The sequence below is a fragment of the Agarivorans sp. OAG1 genome, from assembly GCF_037076485.1.
Classification (GTDB): Bacteria; Pseudomonadota; Gammaproteobacteria; order Enterobacterales; family Celerinatantimonadaceae; genus Agarivorans; species Agarivorans albus.
Genome location: NZ_AP028990.1, coordinates 2176778 through 2194775 on the forward strand (window position 1 = coordinate 2176778; position 17998 = coordinate 2194775).

21 protein-coding genes and 1 riboswitch are annotated in these 17998 nt (G+C 42.1%); of the genes, 19 read left to right on the forward strand and 2 right to left on the reverse strand.

Annotated elements, in window-relative coordinates; translation table 11 throughout:
• Positions 1–16 precede the first annotated feature (16 nt).
• Positions 17–155: riboswitch (molybdenum cofactor riboswitch) on the forward strand.
• The 15 genes from moaA to OAG1_RS09950 all read left to right on the forward strand — a co-directional run bounded on the left by moaA (position 145) and on the right by OAG1_RS09950 (position 10592).
• Entirely contained in the window at positions 145–1119 is a 975-nt protein-coding gene (gene moaA / locus OAG1_RS09880; RefSeq protein ID WP_338626221.1) for a GTP 3',8-cyclase MoaA, read from the forward strand. (Overlaps the previous riboswitch by 11 nt.)
• A gap of 169 nt (positions 1120–1288) precedes the next feature.
• Positions 1289–1777: a ferredoxin-type protein NapF gene (gene napF / locus OAG1_RS09885; RefSeq protein WP_338626223.1), complete on the forward strand. Its 489-nt coding sequence runs from the start codon at positions 1289–1291 to the stop codon at positions 1775–1777.
• The gene (locus OAG1_RS09890; protein WP_016401817.1) at positions 1774–2034 is read left to right on the forward strand and encodes a chaperone NapD; all 261 of its coding nucleotides are present in this window, start codon (positions 1774–1776) and stop codon (positions 2032–2034) included. Before napF ends, OAG1_RS09890 begins: the two co-directional genes overlap by 4 nt.
• A complete protein-coding gene (gene napA, locus OAG1_RS09895; RefSeq protein WP_016401816.1) occupies positions 2031–4520 on the forward strand; it encodes a periplasmic nitrate reductase subunit alpha in 2490 nt (829 codons plus the stop codon). The genes OAG1_RS09890 and napA overlap by 4 nt, the downstream gene beginning before the upstream one ends.
• 77 nt (positions 4521–4597) lie before the next feature.
• On the forward strand, positions 4598–5053 hold the full coding sequence (locus tag OAG1_RS09900) for a nitrate reductase cytochrome c-type subunit (protein WP_016401815.1): 456 nt from the start codon (positions 4598–4600) through the stop codon (positions 5051–5053).
• A gap of 26 nt (positions 5054–5079) precedes the next feature.
• Positions 5080–5652, forward strand: a complete 573-nt coding sequence (locus tag OAG1_RS09905) for a NapC/NirT family cytochrome c (protein WP_016401814.1) — start codon at positions 5080–5082, stop codon at positions 5650–5652.
• Between the two features lie 17 nt (positions 5653–5669).
• Complete coding sequence (locus tag OAG1_RS09910) at positions 5670–5801, forward strand: TIGR02808 family protein (RefSeq protein WP_016401813.1); 132 nt, start codon at positions 5670–5672, stop codon at positions 5799–5801.
• A 77-nt stretch (positions 5802–5878) separates the two neighbouring features.
• Positions 5879–6463: a molybdenum cofactor guanylyltransferase gene (locus tag OAG1_RS09915; RefSeq protein WP_338626228.1), complete on the forward strand. Its 585-nt coding sequence runs from the start codon at positions 5879–5881 to the stop codon at positions 6461–6463.
• Positions 6463–6981, forward strand: coding sequence for a molybdenum cofactor biosynthesis protein B (gene moaB, locus OAG1_RS09920; protein ID WP_338626230.1), 519 nt, complete (start codon positions 6463–6465; stop codon positions 6979–6981). Before OAG1_RS09915 ends, moaB begins: the two co-directional genes overlap by 1 nt.
• A complete protein-coding gene (moaC, locus tag OAG1_RS09925) occupies positions 6978–7457 on the forward strand; it encodes a cyclic pyranopterin monophosphate synthase MoaC (RefSeq protein ID WP_338626423.1) in 480 nt (159 codons plus the stop codon). The genes moaB and moaC overlap by 4 nt, the downstream gene beginning before the upstream one ends.
• A 13-nt stretch (positions 7458–7470) precedes the next feature.
• Positions 7471–7719 carry a molybdopterin converting factor subunit 1 gene (gene moaD / locus OAG1_RS09930; RefSeq protein WP_338626232.1) on the forward strand — a complete coding sequence of 83 codons (249 nt, stop codon included), beginning with the start codon at positions 7471–7473 and terminating at the stop codon, positions 7717–7719.
• Positions 7720–8160 carry a molybdopterin synthase catalytic subunit MoaE gene (gene moaE, locus OAG1_RS09935; protein WP_338626235.1) on the forward strand — a complete coding sequence of 147 codons (441 nt, stop codon included), beginning with the start codon at positions 7720–7722 and terminating at the stop codon, positions 8158–8160. It abuts the gene before it with no gap.
• On the forward strand, positions 8154–8879 hold the full coding sequence (gene modA, locus OAG1_RS09940; protein ID WP_338626237.1) for a molybdate ABC transporter substrate-binding protein: 726 nt from the start codon (positions 8154–8156) through the stop codon (positions 8877–8879). Before moaE ends, modA begins: the two co-directional genes overlap by 7 nt.
• Positions 8876–9568, forward strand: a complete 693-nt coding sequence (gene modB, locus OAG1_RS09945; protein ID WP_338626239.1) for a molybdate ABC transporter permease subunit — start codon at positions 8876–8878, stop codon at positions 9566–9568. The genes modA and modB overlap by 4 nt, the downstream gene beginning before the upstream one ends.
• Positions 9555–10592: an ATP-binding cassette domain-containing protein gene (locus tag OAG1_RS09950; RefSeq protein WP_338626242.1), complete on the forward strand. Its 1038-nt coding sequence runs from the start codon at positions 9555–9557 to the stop codon at positions 10590–10592. Before modB ends, OAG1_RS09950 begins: the two co-directional genes overlap by 14 nt.
• Here the strand turns inward: OAG1_RS09950 and moeA are convergent, their stop codons facing one another.
• Positions 10593–11834 (reverse strand): molybdopterin molybdotransferase MoeA, encoded by a 1242-nt coding sequence (gene moeA / locus OAG1_RS09955; protein WP_338626244.1) that lies wholly within the window; start codon positions 11832–11834, stop codon positions 10593–10595. It abuts the gene before it with no gap.
• Between the two features lie 335 nt (positions 11835–12169).
• Between moeA and OAG1_RS09960 the strand changes: the two genes are divergently transcribed.
• Positions 12170–12769, forward strand: coding sequence for a GNAT family N-acetyltransferase (locus OAG1_RS09960; protein ID WP_152784690.1), 600 nt, complete (start codon positions 12170–12172; stop codon positions 12767–12769).
• Between the two features lie 6 nt (positions 12770–12775).
• Positions 12776–13051, forward strand: coding sequence for an acylphosphatase (locus OAG1_RS09965; RefSeq protein ID WP_338626247.1), 276 nt, complete (start codon positions 12776–12778; stop codon positions 13049–13051).
• Between the two features lie 36 nt (positions 13052–13087).
• Here the strand turns inward: OAG1_RS09965 and metG are convergent, their stop codons facing one another.
• Complete coding sequence (metG, locus tag OAG1_RS09970; protein ID WP_338626249.1) at positions 13088–15136, reverse strand: methionine--tRNA ligase; 2049 nt, start codon at positions 15134–15136, stop codon at positions 13088–13090.
• A 203-nt stretch (positions 15137–15339) separates the two neighbouring features.
• Between metG and udk the strand changes: the two genes are divergently transcribed.
• Positions 15340–15987 (forward strand): uridine kinase, encoded by a 648-nt coding sequence (udk, locus tag OAG1_RS09975; RefSeq protein ID WP_016401799.1) that lies wholly within the window; start codon positions 15340–15342, stop codon positions 15985–15987.
• 115 nt (positions 15988–16102) lie between these two features.
• The gene (locus tag OAG1_RS09980; protein WP_338626252.1) at positions 16103–17971 is read left to right on the forward strand and encodes an AsmA family protein; all 1869 of its coding nucleotides are present in this window, start codon (positions 16103–16105) and stop codon (positions 17969–17971) included.
• Positions 17972–17998 lie beyond the last annotated feature (27 nt).

Consider the following 17998-nt stretch of genomic DNA (forward strand, 5'->3'; position numbering starts at 1 on the left):
TAAGATTTATTGCTTAGCATTAAAGTATCACCGAAGTCTAAATCGACCTAAGTCACAATGATATGGCGTTTAGACCCTTAGCATCGACTAAGCAGGGTAGAGTGCAGAAATGACTTTGCCTCCCGCATTTGGAAAGGTTGATTTATGTTATCGGATTCATTTTCCCGAAAATTTTTCTATTTGCGTTTGTCGCTTACCGACGAATGTAACTTCAAATGTAACTATTGCTTACCTGATGGTTATCATTGCGAAACGCCCCATAGTAATCTCAATTTATCTGAGATAGCTCAGCTTGCTGAATGCTTCGCAAAATTAGGCACAAACAAAATTCGTCTTACCGGCGGAGAACCAAGCCTAAGAAAAGATTTAGTCGAGATTATGGAAGTATGCGCAAATACTAAGGGCATTCAGCAACTTGCGATGACGACCAACGGCTTTAAGCTGGCGAATAACGCTAAGCGCTGGCGTGATGCGGGGCTTACTCATGTAAATGTGAGTGTTGATAGCTTAGATCCACGTCAGTTTGAGTTGATCACCGGTACCAAAACTTTCACTAAAGTGATGGCCGGAATTGATGCGGCATTAGAGCAAGACTTTACTGCGGTAAAACTTAATGCTGTGCTTATAAAACAGATGGCCCAGCAAAACTTTCGAAAGTATTTGGAGTGGATTAAAGACCGCCCGGTTGAAGTCCGTTTCATTGAGTTAATGCAAATGGGTGATCAGCCCGATTATTTCCACAAACATCATGTTGCTGGCTCTGGATTTAAACAACTGCTACTCAACGAAGGTTGGGAGCAGCAAATTCGAGCGCATAACGCTGGGCCTGCTCAAGTCTTTCAGCACCCTGATTACGCCGGCAAAATTGGCCTTATCATGCCGTACTCTAAAGATTTTTGTGCTACCTGTAATCGCCTACGGGTTTCTTCACAAGGCAAATTACATTTATGTTTGTTTGGTGAAGAGGGGGTAGAGCTGCGCGATTTGCTGCAAAACCCTTCTCAAATAGACGTATTAAGTAAGCGTATTGAAGACGCATTACAAACCAAAAAAGTTAGTCATTTCCTCCACGACGGTAATACCGGCGCTACTCCACATCTCGCATCAATAGGCGGATAAGTTTTAGTGCGTGATAGAAATCACGCACTATACTTGATCTAAATCAATCATTTGAGCAAACACCCCTTAAGGGGTATGTTTTTGATTGTTAATAAAATTTACGCTTAACCCAAGAAATTTAGGGTGGTTTTACCAGTAATGTTAAAGCCTGATTTCGTAAGGAAAATTGATGTCTGTAGACCTGTCTAAACGTCGTATGTTTAGTACTACCAAAGCGCTTCGCAGTAAACAACATCACTCTCTACCTTGGTTACAACAGTCTATTGAATCTGGCTGTACTCAATGTGGAGAATGCGTCAAAGCATGCCCTGAACAGATTATTGTTAAGGGTAATGGCGGTTTTCCAGCAGTTGATTTCACCAAAGGTGAGTGCACATTTTGTTACGACTGTGCAACGTCTTGCCCCGAGTCTTTGTTTCACCCGAAGCAGCAACCTGCTTGGTCTAATTCTGTTGACGTTAATGCCTCTAAGTGTCTGGCACAAAACGGTGTTTATTGCCGAACGTGTAGCGACACCTGTGAGCAAAGGGCCATTAGCATTAAGCCATTACTAGCGGGAAAAGCAGAGGTACAAATTAATTCTGAGCACTGCAACAGTTGCGGCGCTTGTATTTCAGTATGTCCAAGCCAAGCCATTGAAATAAAGGAAGTTGGATGAACGAAGAGTACCATATTAGTAGTGCGGTGGTGTTGTGCCAACCAGACCGTATTAAAGAAGTCATCGACCAAATTAGCGATCTGGAAGGACTAGAAGTACACGGTTTTAACCCCGAGGGGAAAATCGTTGTTTCTATAGAAAGCCAGACGCGCAATAACATAGTAACCACCCTAGAAGACATCGGAAAATTGGAAGCGGTACTAAGCAGCAACCTAGTATTTCACCAATTTGAATCAGCTAATGAGGAAGTATCATGAAATGGACTCGCCGACAGTTTGTTAAAGCGAATGCGGTAAGTGCCGCAGCCACCGTTGCTGGTATTAGTTTACCTGCAAGTGCCACCAACTTAATTACTTCGTCAGAAGAAACAAAAGTGAAATGGGATAAAGCTCCTTGTCGTTTTTGTGGTACTGGCTGTAGTGTTTTAGTTGGCTCTCAGAACGGCAAAGTTGTTGCCACTCAAGGCGACCCCGAGTCTCCAGTAAACAAAGGCCTTAATTGTATTAAAGGCTACTTCCTTTCAAAAATCATGTACGGTAAAGATCGTTTAACCACGCCTTTATTGCGTATGAAAGATGGCAAGTTTGATAAAAATGGCGAGTTTGCTCCGGTTTCTTGGGATCAAGCCTTTGACATTATGGCGGAGAAGTGGAAAAAAGCACTTGCCGATAAAGGCCCAACTTCAGTAGGTATGTTTGGCTCTGGCCAATGGACCGTTTGGGAAGGTTACGCTGCAGCTAAACTACATAAAGCCGGCTTTTTAACTAACAATATCGACCCTAATGCGCGTCACTGTATGGCTTCGGCTGTTGGTGGTTTTATGCGCACCTTTGGTATTGATGAGCCTATGGGCTGTTACGATGATCTTGAAGCTGCAGATTCGTTTGTGCTTTGGGGCTCTAACATGGCAGAAATGCACCCAATTTTGTGGTCTCGCTTAACTGATCGCCGCTTGTCTGCGCCACACGTTAAAGTTCACGTACTGTCTACCTTTGAACATCGCAGTTTTGAATTAGCCGATAACGGCATGGTGTTTACGCCACAAACCGATTTGGCAATTCTTAACTACATCGCACATTACATAATCGAGAATGACAAAGTTAATTGGGACTTTGTAAACAAACATACTCACTTCAAACGCGGTGAAACAGATATTGGTTATGGACTACGTCCAGAGCATCCATTACAAAAAGCGGCGGCTAACCCTGATTCAGGCAAAATGACCGATATGAGTTTCGACGAATATCGCGAATTTTTGAAAGACTACAACGTAGAAGCGGTGGCGAAGCTTTCTGGCGTACCTGCCGAGAAGTTAGAAGCGCTAGCGAAAGATTACGCCGATCCAAATGTTAAAGTAACTTCTTACTGGACCATGGGCTTTAATCAACATACCCGTGGGGTATGGGCAAATAACTCGGTGTACAACATTCACTTGTTAACCGGCAAAATCTCAGAGCCTGGCAACAGCCCATTCTCACTAACTGGACAGCCATCTGCATGTGGTACCGCCCGTGAAGTGGGAACTTTCTCGCATCGCTTGCCAGCAGATATGGTTGTAGCTAATCCTAAACACCGCAAAATTGCAGAAGACATTTGGAAGCTACCAGAAGGAACCATTCCGCCTAAGCCTGGTTACCACGCGGTATTGCAGAACCGTATGCTTAAAGACGGCAAGCTGAACGCTTACTGGGTTATGTGTAATAACAACATGCAAGCCGCGCCAAATATAAATGAAGAGGGTTTGCCTGGTTACCGCAATCCTGAAAACTTTATTGTTGTATCTGACCCATACCCAACAGTTACTGCCCAAGCAGCCGATCTTATTTTACCAACAGCAATGTGGGTTGAGAAAGAAGGTGCCTATGGTAACGCTGAACGCCGCACGCAGTTCTGGCATCAGCAAGTATCTGCGCCGGGTGAAGCGAGATCAGACTTATGGCAATTGGTTGAATTTTCTAAGCGCTTTAAGGTTGAAGAAGTATGGCCTGCAGAGTTACTAGCTAAGAAACCTGAATATAAAGGCAAAACCTTATACGACATTTTGTTCCGTAACGGCGTAGTTGATCAATTCCCTGTTGAACAAGTAAACGCAGAGCTTAATGACGAAGCAAAAGATTTTGGTTTCTACGTTCAAAAAGGCTTATTTGAAGAATACGCTGAGTTTGGTCGCGATCACGGACACGATCTAGCGCCATTTGATACTTATCATGAAGTACGTGGTTTACGCTGGCCTGTGGTTAATGGCGAAGAAACGCGTTGGCGTTTCCGCGAAGGCTCTGACCCTTATGTAAAAGCTGGCGAAGAGGTTAACTTTTACGGTAAACCCGATGGCAAGGCACTAATTATTGCTACGCCTTACGAGCCTGCGGCTGAGTCTCCGGATGAAGAATACGATCTGTGGTTAAGCACTGGTCGCGTATTAGAACATTGGCACTCTGGTTCTATGACGCGTCGAGTTCCAGAGCTATATCGAGCATTCCCTGATGCGGTATTGTTTATCCACCCAGAAGATGCAAAACAACGTGGTTTTAAACGTGGTGATGAAGTGATGATTCAATCACGCCGCGGTGAAGTTAAATCACGAATTGAAACTCGTGGCCGTAACCGTCCACCTAAGGGTTTAGTGTACATGCCTTGGTTTGATGCCAAGCAGCTCACCAACAAATTGACCCTAGATGCAACAGATCCGCTTTCTAAAGAAACCGACTTTAAGAAGTGTGCTGTTAAGTTAGCTAAGGTTTAACGCTATTAAAAGCATTGAAAGCCCCTCGCTTTTAATGCTTCGCTAAAAATATTTGCCAAGGTGGCGGAGAGAGTATTATGAAAATGCGAGTTTTATTATCTGGTCTATTAAGCAGTTTACTGCTTTGCGGAGTAGTAGTCGCAAATGACTACGTAAGTAATGGTGGTGTAGCTTCACTGCGGGGCGACACCGAGCTAAATACCCAAAACTCAGCAGCTGGCTTAAAGTCGGTGGTTGAACAAGACAAACCCTATGATGCCGATTATGTGTTTCAACCACCGTTGATCCCACACCAGATTCGTCATTACGAGATGAGCCTTAACGCTAATAAGTGTTTATCTTGTCATAGCTGGAAAAATGCCCGAGAAAGTGGTGCTACTAAAATTAGTGTAACTCACTATGAAGCGCGCGACGGGCAAGTATTGGCGGATGTGTCTCCTCGCCGTTACTTCTGTTTGCAATGCCACGTGCCTCAAAATGAAGCGGCCCCGTTGATTGAAAACGAATACGAACGCGTAGAGTCTTTACGCTAAGCATTAGTTTAACCAGAGGCTATATTATGAAGTTATTGAAGGCATTTTGGCGCAAACTCAGTACTCCCAGCAAAGCTGCTGTGGGTGTTGTGCTAGCGCTTGGTTTTACAGGCGGTATTCTATTCTGGGGTGCGTTTAACACCGGCATGGAAGCAACTAATACCGAAGCGTTCTGTTCTGGTTGTCACGCGCCAATCGTAGCTGAAATACAAGAAACTATTCACTATTCAAACCGTTCAGGTGTGCGCGCTATTTGTTCAGATTGCCACGTTCCACATAACTGGACTGACAAAATTGTACGCAAGGTTCAGGCAAGTAAAGAGCTGGTAGCCTTTGCTATGGGGACCATTAACACTCAAGAAAAATTTGAAGAGCGCCGTAAATATTTAGCAGAGCGCGAATGGCATCGTATGAGCCAAAATGATTCTCAAGAGTGTAGAAACTGTCACGAGTTTGAATTTATGGATTTCTCAGAGCAGCGTCCTCGCAGTGTTGCGCAACACTCAGATGCGTTAGCTAGCGGGGAAAAGACCTGTGTTGATTGTCACAAAGGCATTGCTCACCGGTTACCGGATATGAGTGGTGTTGAAGGCTGGTAGTAAAATAAGGAAAACACATGAGTACTTTGGAATCAGTTTTTTGGCATGTTTTGGGCTATGCAGCCATGCCAACCATTTTTGTAATGGGATTCATTGGTGTAGCAGTGGTTTCTTTAGCGGTTTTGTCCAAATGGGATAAAGACCAATAAGTTAGCACGATAAATCTTTTCATCTAAACGCTTAGTAGGCATTATTAGCCTACTAAGTCGTTCAAGCTTGTAATCAAATGCAATCAAATTCCCTCGTAAAGTTAACAGGAGTTGTTCTCGCAGGCGGCAAATCTCAGAGAATGGGAAGCGATAAAGCAGCGCTACAGTGGCGGGGGAGTAGTTTACTTAAATCTAGGCTTAGCTTGCTTGAAGAGACATTAAATAACGAATGTTATGTGAGCGGCAACTATCCTGAGTTTCGTCATATTGAAGATTCTAGTGAATCGAAAGGACCATTGTCCGGTATACTTTCATGCCTTCAAACCCTTAATCAACGGTTTTGCCTGTTCATCCCTGTTGATATGCCCCTACTTAATATGCAAGTTCTTGATGTGATTATAAATCAACACCAAACTGAACCTGGCAATTACTATTTCTCAAATAGTATTTTCCCTATAATTGTTGAAGCTAATGCCAAGAACTTGTCCTGTTTAGCTGATGTTTTGTCTTTGCCAGTGGCAAAGCAAAGGTCAATAAAAGCTTTTTTAAACCTTATTCAAGCCACTGAAATTGAAATACCAAAAGAATTAGCATCTGCAATGGTAAATACCAATACTCCTGAGCAGTGGCAACATATACAAGATAAAGTTGGAGAATCATAATGAGCCATCTGGCCAACGATACGCAAACCTTCTTAAACATCGCGGTATTAACCGTTTCCGATACACGTAATGAAGATACTGATACTTCAGGGCGTTATTTGGCTGAAGCACTAACAGAAGCCGGCCACAAACTTGCTGATAAACAAATTGTTATTGACGATGTTTATCAAATTAGAGCCATATTAAGTAACTGGATTGCTGACCCGTCAATAGATTGTGTTATTTCTACCGGAGGCACTGGTTTTACTGCACGAGATAATACTCCAGAAGCAGTAAGTGTATTATTTGATAAAGACATTGAAGGTTTTGGAGAATTGTTCCGCCATATTTCTTATACCGAGATTGGAACGTCTACGGTGCAAAGTCGCGCATTAGGCGGGTTTGCCAATAAAACAGTGATCTTTTGTGTTCCTGGCTCAACCAACGCTTGTAAAACTGCATGGCAGAAAATCTTGTTAGAGCAACTAAATAGCACTCATAAACCCTGTAATTTTGTGCCTCACATAGGTCAAAAATAATGAGTGAATTTACTCATATTAATGCTTCTGGTGAAGCAATTATGGTGGATGTCTCAGAAAAGACCGAGACAAGCCGTATCGCTAAAGCGCATGCTTTGGTACAAGTTAATCAGCTAACCGTAGATAGCTTGTTAAATGGAGAACAGCACAAGGGTGATGTGTTTGCCTGTGCTCGTATAGCTGGAATTCAAGCTGCTAAAAAAACATCCGAGTTGATTCCTCTATGCCATCCCTTGATGTTAAGTAAGGTCACCGTTGATTTAAGCTTAGATGAAAAAACAGGCATTATTACGGTAGTAAGCACCGCTAAACTAAAAGGCCAAACCGGCGTAGAGATGGAAGCGTTAACCGCTGCTAGCGTAGCTGCGCTAACCATTTATGATATGTGTAAAGCGATTCAAAAAGACATCATTATTAAAGATGTAAAGCTACTAGAAAAGCATGGCGGAAAATCGGGTTCGTTTAGCGCCGAATAATCAGGATGTTTAGATGATAATTAAAGTACTATTTTTCGCTCGTTTAAAAGAGCAGTTAGGCGAAAGCTCGATAAATGTTGAGTTAGTAGAAGGTAGCGATACTAATACCTTAAAGGAAACGCTGCTTGCTAGAGGTGAGCAATGGTTGGCCTTAGATGATGAGGCGATTTTGATGGCAGTTAACCAAAACCATCTTAGCCAAGTTGCTACTCTAAACAACGGTGACGAAGTTGCATTTTTCCCCCCTGTTACAGGTGGTTAGATGATTAAAGTACAGCTAGAAGATTTTGACGTTGGAGAGGAGTACCAACGTTTGCGAGAGCGAGCCAGTGCTGGCGCTATCGTATTTTTTGTTGGTCTAGTTAGAGATATGAATTTAGATCAACAGGTGAAGGGGCTTCAACTGGAGCATTACCCGGGTATGACCGAGGTGCAGCTGGAGAACATTGTCGCTGAAGCAAAAACGCGCTGGCCAATCCAAGACGCAAGTATTGTGCATAGGGTTGGGGATTTAGATGTCAGTGACCAAATCGTTTTTGTTGGGGTAAATAGTGCTCATAGGGAAGCATCCTTTGAAGCCTGCCATTTCATAATGGATTACCTTAAAACTAAGGCTACCTTTTGGAAAAAGGAGCGCACTTTAGGCGGTGATGTTTGGCTTGATGCTCGCGAGTCAGATCTTAAAGCGAAAGATAAATGGTAGCCCGTTTAGCTTGTTTAATTGCTGTTTTTGTTAGCTCAATAGTTCTCGCCAAGCCGGTTACCATCGCTGTGGCTGCCAATTTTAAACAAACTTTAGAACTATTGGCGGAAGACTTTAAAAGCCAACATACTGAATTCAACTACAGAATATCTAGCGCTTCTACCGGGATTTTGTATAACCAAATAAGTCACGGAGCCCCCTTCGATTTGTTCTTCTCGGCTGATGACATTCGGCCAAAACAGCTGGTTGAAGAAGGAAAAGCACGCCAACAAATGGCCTATGCGTATGGCCAGTTGGTATTTTGGGCTCCAAGCTTTTTAAATAAAAATGGCGATAAGGTAACAGATAGCAGTTTATGGGATAACTGGGAACAGATGTACGCTTACGCTAACCCAAAACTAGCACCATATGGTTTGGCTGCCGAGCAGTTAGCTAAACAGAAAGATAATGATGCTAAAATAGTGTTAGCGAATAATGTATCTCAAGTGTTTCAGTTTATCTCTACTGGTAATGTCGCTGCAGGCTTTGTCGCTCGCTCAATTCAAACTGATTTTAATGGGTCTTATTGGTTGGTTCCGCATGGGTTGCATAAGAGCGTTGCTCAGCATGTTGCCTTGCTTAGTGATGAATCTCAAGCTATTGATTTTTATAACTACTTGTTAAGCGAGAACGCACAAACTATTATCACTGAAAATGGATATTTGTTACCCAAAATATGAGCGATGCTGAATACCAAGCCATTATTCTATCTGTAAAACTGGCAACGATTAGTTGCTTAATCTTATTGCTACTAGGCACTCCTTTAGCTTGGTGGTTAGCGCGCAGTCAGTCTAAGTTAAAGCATATTGTTGAAGCGGTCGTCGCATTACCTATTGTTCTACCTCCTACTGTGTTGGGTTTCTATTTGCTGATTGGTTTTGCGCCTAATAGCTTTTTGGGGCAATGGTGGCAGGCTATAACCGGTAGCCAATTGGCCTTTAGCTTTTCGGGGCTGGTATTCGCCTCATGTTTATATTCTTTACCTTTTGTCGTTCAACCCATTCAAAGTGGTTTTAAACAAATTGAACCTGGCGTATTAGATGCCGCAAAAGTGCTCAGAATGCCTAGGTGGAAACAGTTGCTGTATGTGGAGTTACCTTTGGCAAAAAGTGGCTTTATTGTCGCGATGGTATTGGGGTTTGCGCACACTTTAGGAGAGTTTGGGGTGGTATTAATGATCGGGGGGAATATCCCTGGAGAAACCCAAGTGATTGCGATTGCGTTATTCGATCACGTAGAGAGCCTTAATTTTGCCGCTGCCCACCGTTTAGCGTTGGTGTTATTGGGTATTTCATTTTTCGCTTTATTGCTTACTTATGGCGTGACCGGAGCTAAGAAACGGGTAGGGAGTGTGGGTGTTAAGTTTTAATCTACATTATCAAAGAGAAGATTTTGAGTTAAGTGTAAAAGCCCTCTCTTTACCATTGCTTACCGGTGTGTTTGGACCGTCCGGAATTGGTAAAACCAGCTTAATGCGCTTACTCTCTGGATTAGATCACCCTCAAACTGGTGATATTAAATACTTAGAGCAAGTATGGTTTGATAGCAATAGCAGTTTAGCCTCATATCAACGACCCATAGCTTTTGTCACTCAAGGAAGTTTTCTTTTTCCTCACTTAACGGTGGCAAAAAACATCAAATTGTCACAAAGGGTGAGTGCCAGTGATTTAGCATATCTAGTTCAGAGCTTTGGTGTTAACAACCTTCTTAATAAAAATGCCCAGCAGCTTTCTGGTGGACAAGCCCAGCGAGTCGCGCTGGTAAGGGCGCTAGCAACCAAACCAAAAGTATTACTGTTAGATGAAGCGTTCTCAGCTTTAGATCGAAAAGCTGCTACCAATTTACTGAAAATATTAAAGAAGTGGCTAAAGCAACATGGCATCTGCAGCTTGCTTATTTCTCATAATCCAGAAGACTTAGTGTTTTTTAGCGATAAGGTGCTGTTAATGGAAGACAGTAAAACACTTACGCTTGGAAATAGTCTTGAGTTGATTAATCAATACAACGGTAAGGCTAAACTAGCCATAGTGTTAAGTGTAGAGCGCAGTGAGCGTTTGGCTGATGAGGGATGGCGTTGGTTTAAGCTGGGCGAGCAATACATATTAGCTGAGAGCCCAGAGGTACTGGACGAAGGTGTTCATTTAGTGAGTATTTCACCAAGTAACATTGTGTTGTCTAAACAATTTATAGAAAGCTGTAGTGCTCAAAATCAGTGGCAAGCTGAAGTATTATCGGTTAATTCTTTGGAAGGTACCTATTATGTTGAAGTGAGTTTAGAAGGCGTGGCTTTTAAAGTGCCTATCTCTCCTCAAGCGCAACAGGCTTTGGCATTAAAAATGGGAGAGCAGATATTTTTAATGCACAAAGCGGTTAAGTTACATAATCAATTCTAACTAAAGAATTGGCTCGGCAAACATTTCTATAGTCACCATTTCACCGGCGCTTACACGGCCTCTATCTTGTTCAAGTACTACGAAACAGTTAGCCTCAGTTAAGCTGGTGAAGATGGCACTACCTTGAGCACCAGTCGATTTTACTTCTAGTTGGCCGCTGCTACTGATACTTGCAAAACCACGTTGATAGTCTGTTCTACCCGGTGACTTTTTGAAATCTTGTAAAGACTTTGCCGGTATTGTGAGTGGCTCTTTATAGTCCCATCCACACGCTTTTGCTATTACTAGCATTGCCAGTTTGTAGAACGTTACATAAGCCGAAACCGGGTTGCCAGGCAGGCCAATAAAGCATGAATTTGGCAGATTACCGTAAGCAAAAGGTTTACCAGGCTTAATCGCTAGTTTCCAAAAGTTTATGTCGCCAATTTCATCTAAAACCATTTTAGTGTAATCGGCTTCGCCTACCGATACACCGCCACTGCAAATGACTATGTCAGCAACTTGGTCTGCTTTAATAAAAGCTTCAGTAACCAGCTGTTTATCGTCAGCAATAACGCCTAAATCTATTACTTCAACAGGTAACTTTGCGAGTAGGGCGCGAATAGCAAAACGATTACTATCGTATATTTGACCATGCTTTAGTGGGTTGCCAGGTTGAATTAGTTCGTCACCGCTAGAAAACAATGCCACTTTTAGTAAGCTTTGAACTGATATTTCGTTAATGCCCAGCGTGGCGAGTAAACCTATGTGGCTTGAATTTAAGCGGGTCTTCGCTGGGATAACAACTTGTCCTTGTTTAACATCTTCACCTTTTAAGCGAACATTTTTGCCTTTGTTGATTGGCTGCTTAAATGTGATCTGTTGTTCATCGTCTGCATTAATTTCAGTGTTTTCTTGCATTTCTACAGCATCACAGCCGGGAGGTAGTGGTGCGCCGGTCATAATTCTTACGCAATGACCAGGTTCTAAGGCTAGTTGCTGGGTATCTCCAGCAAACACTTTGTGACTAAGTGGAAGAGTTTTATTGTTAGGTAGTTGTTCTGCACAAATAGCGTAACCATCCATCGCGCTATTATCGAAGGGAGGAATATTAATAGGCGACACGATGTCTTCAGCTAATACTCTACCTAGTGCATCTTCTAAACTCACGGTCTGTATTTGGGTTTTTAGGCTAGCGCTATCGCGTAATAAAGACCTTGCTTGTTCAATGGGCATTAGACCTGATTGGCTACAGCAATCCATGTATCTTCCTATAGGGTAATGAGTTTGAATATAGTTAAAGATTATCGCATTTATATGGTTGTTTATCAGTGATTCTTGGCAATTTATAAAGCAGCGAAACTTTCTTTAATCTCGTTGAAGTTTGTATAGTTTTGTCAGCAAGTTGGCACAATATTGGTGATTAAGTTTGTATCACAGGATTAATTTTAGTTTTTGTGCTGCAAGCCTTGCTTTGTAAGGCTGAAATAAGGAGCTTGTTTTTACCAACAATGCTTTTAACTTAAAGGTAATCTGTGTAACATGTTGTTCACAACTGGTCATCGGTCACAGTTTAGACACTTATCAAGGGAGTTGATATGTCAAGCGAAGCGACACCTAATTTGGTGGTTCGTTCTATATCAAGTATTGAGCTTTATCAGTTTTGCGAATTACTGATGGAAGCAGCAAGTTGGTTCGAATCAAGAGGCGAACCGCTTTGGAAATTTCATCAAATTACTCCACATTCTTTACTTGCTAATCATCGTTTAGATGAAATGTACATGGGATATATTGCAGGCAAACCTGTAGCAGCCATGATTCTAAATAATCGTAGTGGTGCAATTGAGGTAGAAGCCGAGGTAAGGCGTGAAAGCTTGTTTATGCACAAACTTACGGTTAACCGGGATTTTGCAGGAAAAGGGCTGGCTAAACTAATGGTTGATTGGGCCCGCTGTTATGCGTTAAATCAAGGATTCACGCTACTTAGTCTTATATGTAATTGTAGAGATGAACGCCTACGCTGGACGCTTAGTCAATTTGGTTTTGATGAAGTTGAGCAACTTAACGCGCAATATCAATTGCAGCGCTATTTTTGTTTAGACCTTGATCGCTGTAGCGTTCCCTTAGAGAACATGCCAGTAGAGAGCATCGGCTTCGAATTTACAGGTCTAAACGAAGTAAAACCAGTGCTGGGCTAGCAGCTGGTGTTTTGTTTAAAGGCTTTAGCTAAGGGGAAGGTGCAGGGCGTAGGTTACCGTTATCACACCCAGCTTAAAGCCCTTAAATTAGATCTTGTAGGTTATGCAAAAAATTTAGACTCTGGAGATGTTGAAGTCGTCGCAGAGGGAGACGAAGCCAAGCTTCTTGAGCTGTTGTCTCATCTTCATCAAGCATCTCCTTATGCGGCGGTGAAAGAAGTTAAAACGCTGAAGATGTTACCAATAGAACAGCTTAGCTATTCAAGTTTTAATACTTACTAGAATTAAAAAAGGCGCTGGTTAGCGCCTTTTTATGTTTTACATTACTCGCATACCCGGTTGAGCACCTTCTCCGGGGCTCAAAATCCAGAGGTCTTTTCCACCTGGTCCTGCAGCAAGGACCATTCCCTGAGATTCTCCAAAGCGCATCTTACGAGGTGCTAGGTTGGCTACCATAACGGTTAGCTTACCTTCGAGATCTTCTGGTGCGTAAGCTGACTTAATGCCTGCAAATACTTGGCGAGTTTCGCTACCAATATCCAATTCAAGACGAAGTAGCTTCTCCGCTTTTTCCACATGCTCTGCTTTAACAATGCGAGCGATACGTAGATCAATTTTGGCGAACTCATCAAAACTGATGGTATCAGCTATGGGCTCAATCTCGCTGCTAGTTTTACTGGCTGGCTTCTCTTTTTTAGGAGCCGCGGTAGCGCTAACCAAGTTATCTTTAGATGCATCAACCATTGCCTCTACGTGCTTCATATCAATGCGCTGCATTAATGCCTTAAAGCTTTGGATTTCATGATTAACTAGAGTGTTATTTATATCAGCCCACTTGAGTTCTACATTTAAGAACTGCTCAACTTTGTCTGCTAGTTTTGGCAGTACAGGCTTCAAGTAAGTGATTAACACTCGGAATAAATGAATCCCCATTGAACATACCTGGTGGGCACGTTCTAAGGTATCTTCATTTTTGGCTAACTGCCATGGTGCTTCTTCAGCAATGTATTGGTTTGCTTTATCGGCCAAAGCCATAATTTCTCGCATTGCTTTACCAAACTCTCGACCTTCGTATAAGGCAGCGATGTTTGCTTCAGCTGCTACAAATTCGTCTAACAAAGCCTGGTTGCTTACCACTGGAGACAAAGTGGCGTTAAAGCGTTTACTTATAAACCCAGCGGTACGGCTAGCAATGTTAATCACTTTGCCTACCAAGTCTGAATTAACGCGTTGTGCAAAATCTTCTAAATTTAGATCTAAGTCGTCAATTCTGTTATTTAACTTAGCAGCATAGTAGTAACGCAAGTACTCTGGGTCTAAATGGTCAAGATAAGTACGGGCTTTGATAAATGTGCCGCGTGACTTAGACATTTTTGCGCCATTTACGGTTACATAACCGTGGGCATACACGCTGCTTGGTTTGCGGAATCCGGCGCCTTCTAGCATGGCTGGCCAAAATAGACTGTGGAAATAGATAATGTCTTTGCCGATGAAGTGATAAACCTCTGCATCAGAGTTTTTGTTCCAGTAATCGTCAAAGTTTAAATCGTCGCGCTTGTCACATAGGTTTTTAAAGCTGCCCATGTAACCAATTGGAGCATCTAGCCATACGTAAAAGTATTTGTCTTCTGTATTTGGAATTTTAAAACCAAAGTAAGGCGCGTCTCGGCTAATATCCCACTGTTGTAGGCCTTGCTCAAACCACTCGTTAAGCTTGTTTGACATTTCATCTTGTAGCGAACCAGAGATTGTCCAGTCTTTTAGCATGTTTTGAAATGCTGGTAGATCAAAGAAGTAATGCTCTGAATCTTTAAGAACAGGTTCGGCACCAGAGATTACCGACTTAGGCGACAGCAAATCTGTTGGGCTGTAAGTAGCGCCACAGTTATCACAGTTATCACCGTTTTGATCTTCGCTTTTACATTTAGGGCAAGTGCCTTTTACGAAGCGGTCTGGCAAAAACATGTTTTTCTCAGGATCAAACAATTGAGAAATTGTTCGAGTTTTTATGTGACCCGCTTGATTAAGCTTGTTGTAAATCTCTTCCGATAGCGCTTGGTTTTCTGGGCTATGGGTAGAATGATAGTTATCAAACTCGATGTGGAACTCGTTAAAGTCTGCACTGTGTTCAACGTGAACCTGGTTAATCATTTCTTCAGGGGTAATGCCCATCTGCTGAGCTTTCAGCATGATCGGTGTACCGTGCGCGTCGTCTGCACATACATAGGTACACGTGTTACCACGTAGCTTTTGGAAACGAACCCAAATATCTGTTTGTATGTATTCGAGTAAGTGGCCTAAATGAATAGGACCATTTGCATAAGGTAAGGCACTGGTAACCAGAATTTTACGTTGTTCGTTTGTCATGTGATCTACTGTTAGCTCAGTCAATTAACGGGTAATTCAAGGGTGCCAATATTACCTTAAGCGACAGGTGATGCCTAGTATCCTAACGCTTGCCTGAATAACTTATAGGTAATTAAGTTGAAAAATAATGTTAGGCGCCATTCGCATAATGACTAATGGGTATATTGCACCTATAATTGCGGCAAAAGAACTAGGTTATTTCTATGCAAAATCAAGATCATAATATCGTAGTAATTGGGATCTCTGGGGCGTCAGCTTCTGGTAAAAGTTTATTTTCTCAAACCATTGTTAACGATATTCGCACCGAACTAGGTGATAGCTGCATTGCAGTAATTAATGAAGATAGTTACTACAAGGATCAAAGCCACATAACGCCTGAGCAGCGCAAGCAAACTAACTATGACCATCCTAAGTCTATGGATCATGATTTATTGGTAGCACATTTAAAACAGCTTAAAAGCGGTGAGTCCATCGAACAGCCCCAATACAGTTATAAAGTTAATAACCGTATGGCAGAAACCAAGACGGTAGCACCTACAAAAATCATCGTATTAGAGGGTATTTTGTTGTTCACCGATCCTGCAATTCGTGAGCAGTTAGATATCAGCATTTTTGTAGATACACCTTTAGATATTTGTTTAGCAAGAAGAATCCAAAGGGACGTAAAAGAACGAGGCAGAACTTTGGATTCGGTGTTGTCTCAATATCACAATACCGTTCGGCCTATGTTTCTCCAATTTGTAGAACCCTCTAAGCAATATGCTGATGTAATTGTTCCAAGAGGCGGTAAAAATCGAATCGCTATCGATATTATTAACGCTAAAATTCGTGACTTGTTGGCCTCTAATTAGCGGGTTAACTAAACACTGCCAAAACAGACTAGATAAATAATAGAAATATAAGTTTTAAATTATCATTAATAATTAAGCACATACTTACTCAACAGCTTTGTAAATAGGGAAGATTATGAAAAAGTTGCTCTATGTTGTCGCAGCCCTGATTGTTTTATTGGTTGTCGGTGTTGTCGTCGCGGTATCAATGGTAAATACCGACGATATTAAAGCGCTTTTGGTAGAGAAAACCAAAGAATCAACCGGAAGAGAATTAGTGATTGATGGGGATTTAGCTTGGCGCTTTTTCCCTAGTATTGGCTTTGAACTTGGTAGCTTGCGCCTGCGTGACAACCCTGATTTTGGTGAAGGGGATACTGTTAGTATTGCAGGAGCTGAAATGTCAGTGGCTTTGATGCCTTTGTTTAGTAGAAGCATTGAAGTGGGGGATATCTCAGTTCGAGGTTTGACCTTACGCCACCAAACTAAAGCAGATGGAACAACCAGTCTTGACGACTTAACCCAGTCTAAAGAAGCCGAACCTGCTTCAAGCGAACCTAAAAGTACTGAAGAGGCGTCTGGCGCATCGGCTGCCGGGTGGAACGTTCGATTAGCTGGTATCGAAATTGTTGATGCTAATGTTGAACTCATCGATTTAGCGCAAAACAAAACTCAAAAGTTAGGCCCTGTTAACTTTACTTTAGACGGTTTAGAACTAGGTGAAGATAACGGTTTTAGCCTTTCATTAAAGTTTGATGATGGCGAAATGTTGGTAGAGCAACAGGCAACAGGATTGCTTTTCATAGCCGAAGACTTTAGCCGAATTGCCTTAAGCGATGTTAGTAATGGCTTGAACTTACAAGGCAGCGCTATTCCAAATGGTGCAATGAATGTTCAAACTGATTTAGCGCTGTCTTACACAGTAGCAAGCAAAACAGCAGAGCTTTCTAAACTGGCAGTAGATATTGATGGCAAAACGCAATTAGTAGGTACCAGCAGCGTAGTACTAAATAACATACCTAGTATCAAATTTGATTTAAATATTCCATTACTCGATACCTCCAACTTTATTAGTGAGTCGTCTGCAAGTAGCAATACAACTGATGATGCAAATTCGTCAAGTGAAGCGCCTGGCCAAGAACAAGAGCCTGATTTAACCGTTTTGAAAACGCTCAATTTAGACGGCACTCTTACAATAGATAAATTACAACATCAGAAGCTCCACATAGAGGACATCAAACAACAAGTTCAGATTAAAGACGGAATTCTACGTTTAAAAGAGTTAAGCGCAAACTTGTACGATGGACGCTTAGAGAGTAACGCGGTGATTAACGGCCAAAAGCCAGTGGCTAGTTACTCAATGACTGCTAAATTAAATGGGGTTCAAGCAAGGCCCTTGTTAAGTGATGCTGCTGACTTTGATTTTGTTGCAGGCGGGCTAAACGTAGATCTTGATGTTAAAGGCACTGGTTTAACGCCTACCGCCATTAAAAAGAAGATATCTGGTCCAATAAACGCTACGTTTACCGATGGCGCTATCTATGGGGTTAACATTCCGCAAATGATCCGCTCTGCTAAGGCTACTATTAAAGGCGGTGATAAGCAGCAAGCGCAGCAAGAGCAAAAAACAGATTTTAGTGAGTTGGTGATAAACTCCACCTTAGGTAAATCCTTAGCTAAGGTAAATAAGATGCAAATGTCTTCGCCTTTGTTACGCATTGACGGTACTGGTCAAACTCACTTGATTAATGAAAGCTTGGATTTCACTTTTATTACCAAAGTGGTTGCTAGCCTAGAAGGGCAAGGTTCTAAAAATGACTTAGCTGGCTTGGATATTCCGATTAACGTAAAAGGCAGCTGGACTGAGCCAAAAGTTAATTTAGACATGAAAAAATTGTTTGAAGGTCAAGCTAAAGAAGCGGTTAACAAGGAACTTAAAAAAGCCTTGGGCGACAATGAAGATAGTAAGAAGTTACTGGATAGCCTAGGCGGCTTCTTCAACTAGATGGTAAAAGGCACTTTAGGTGCCTTT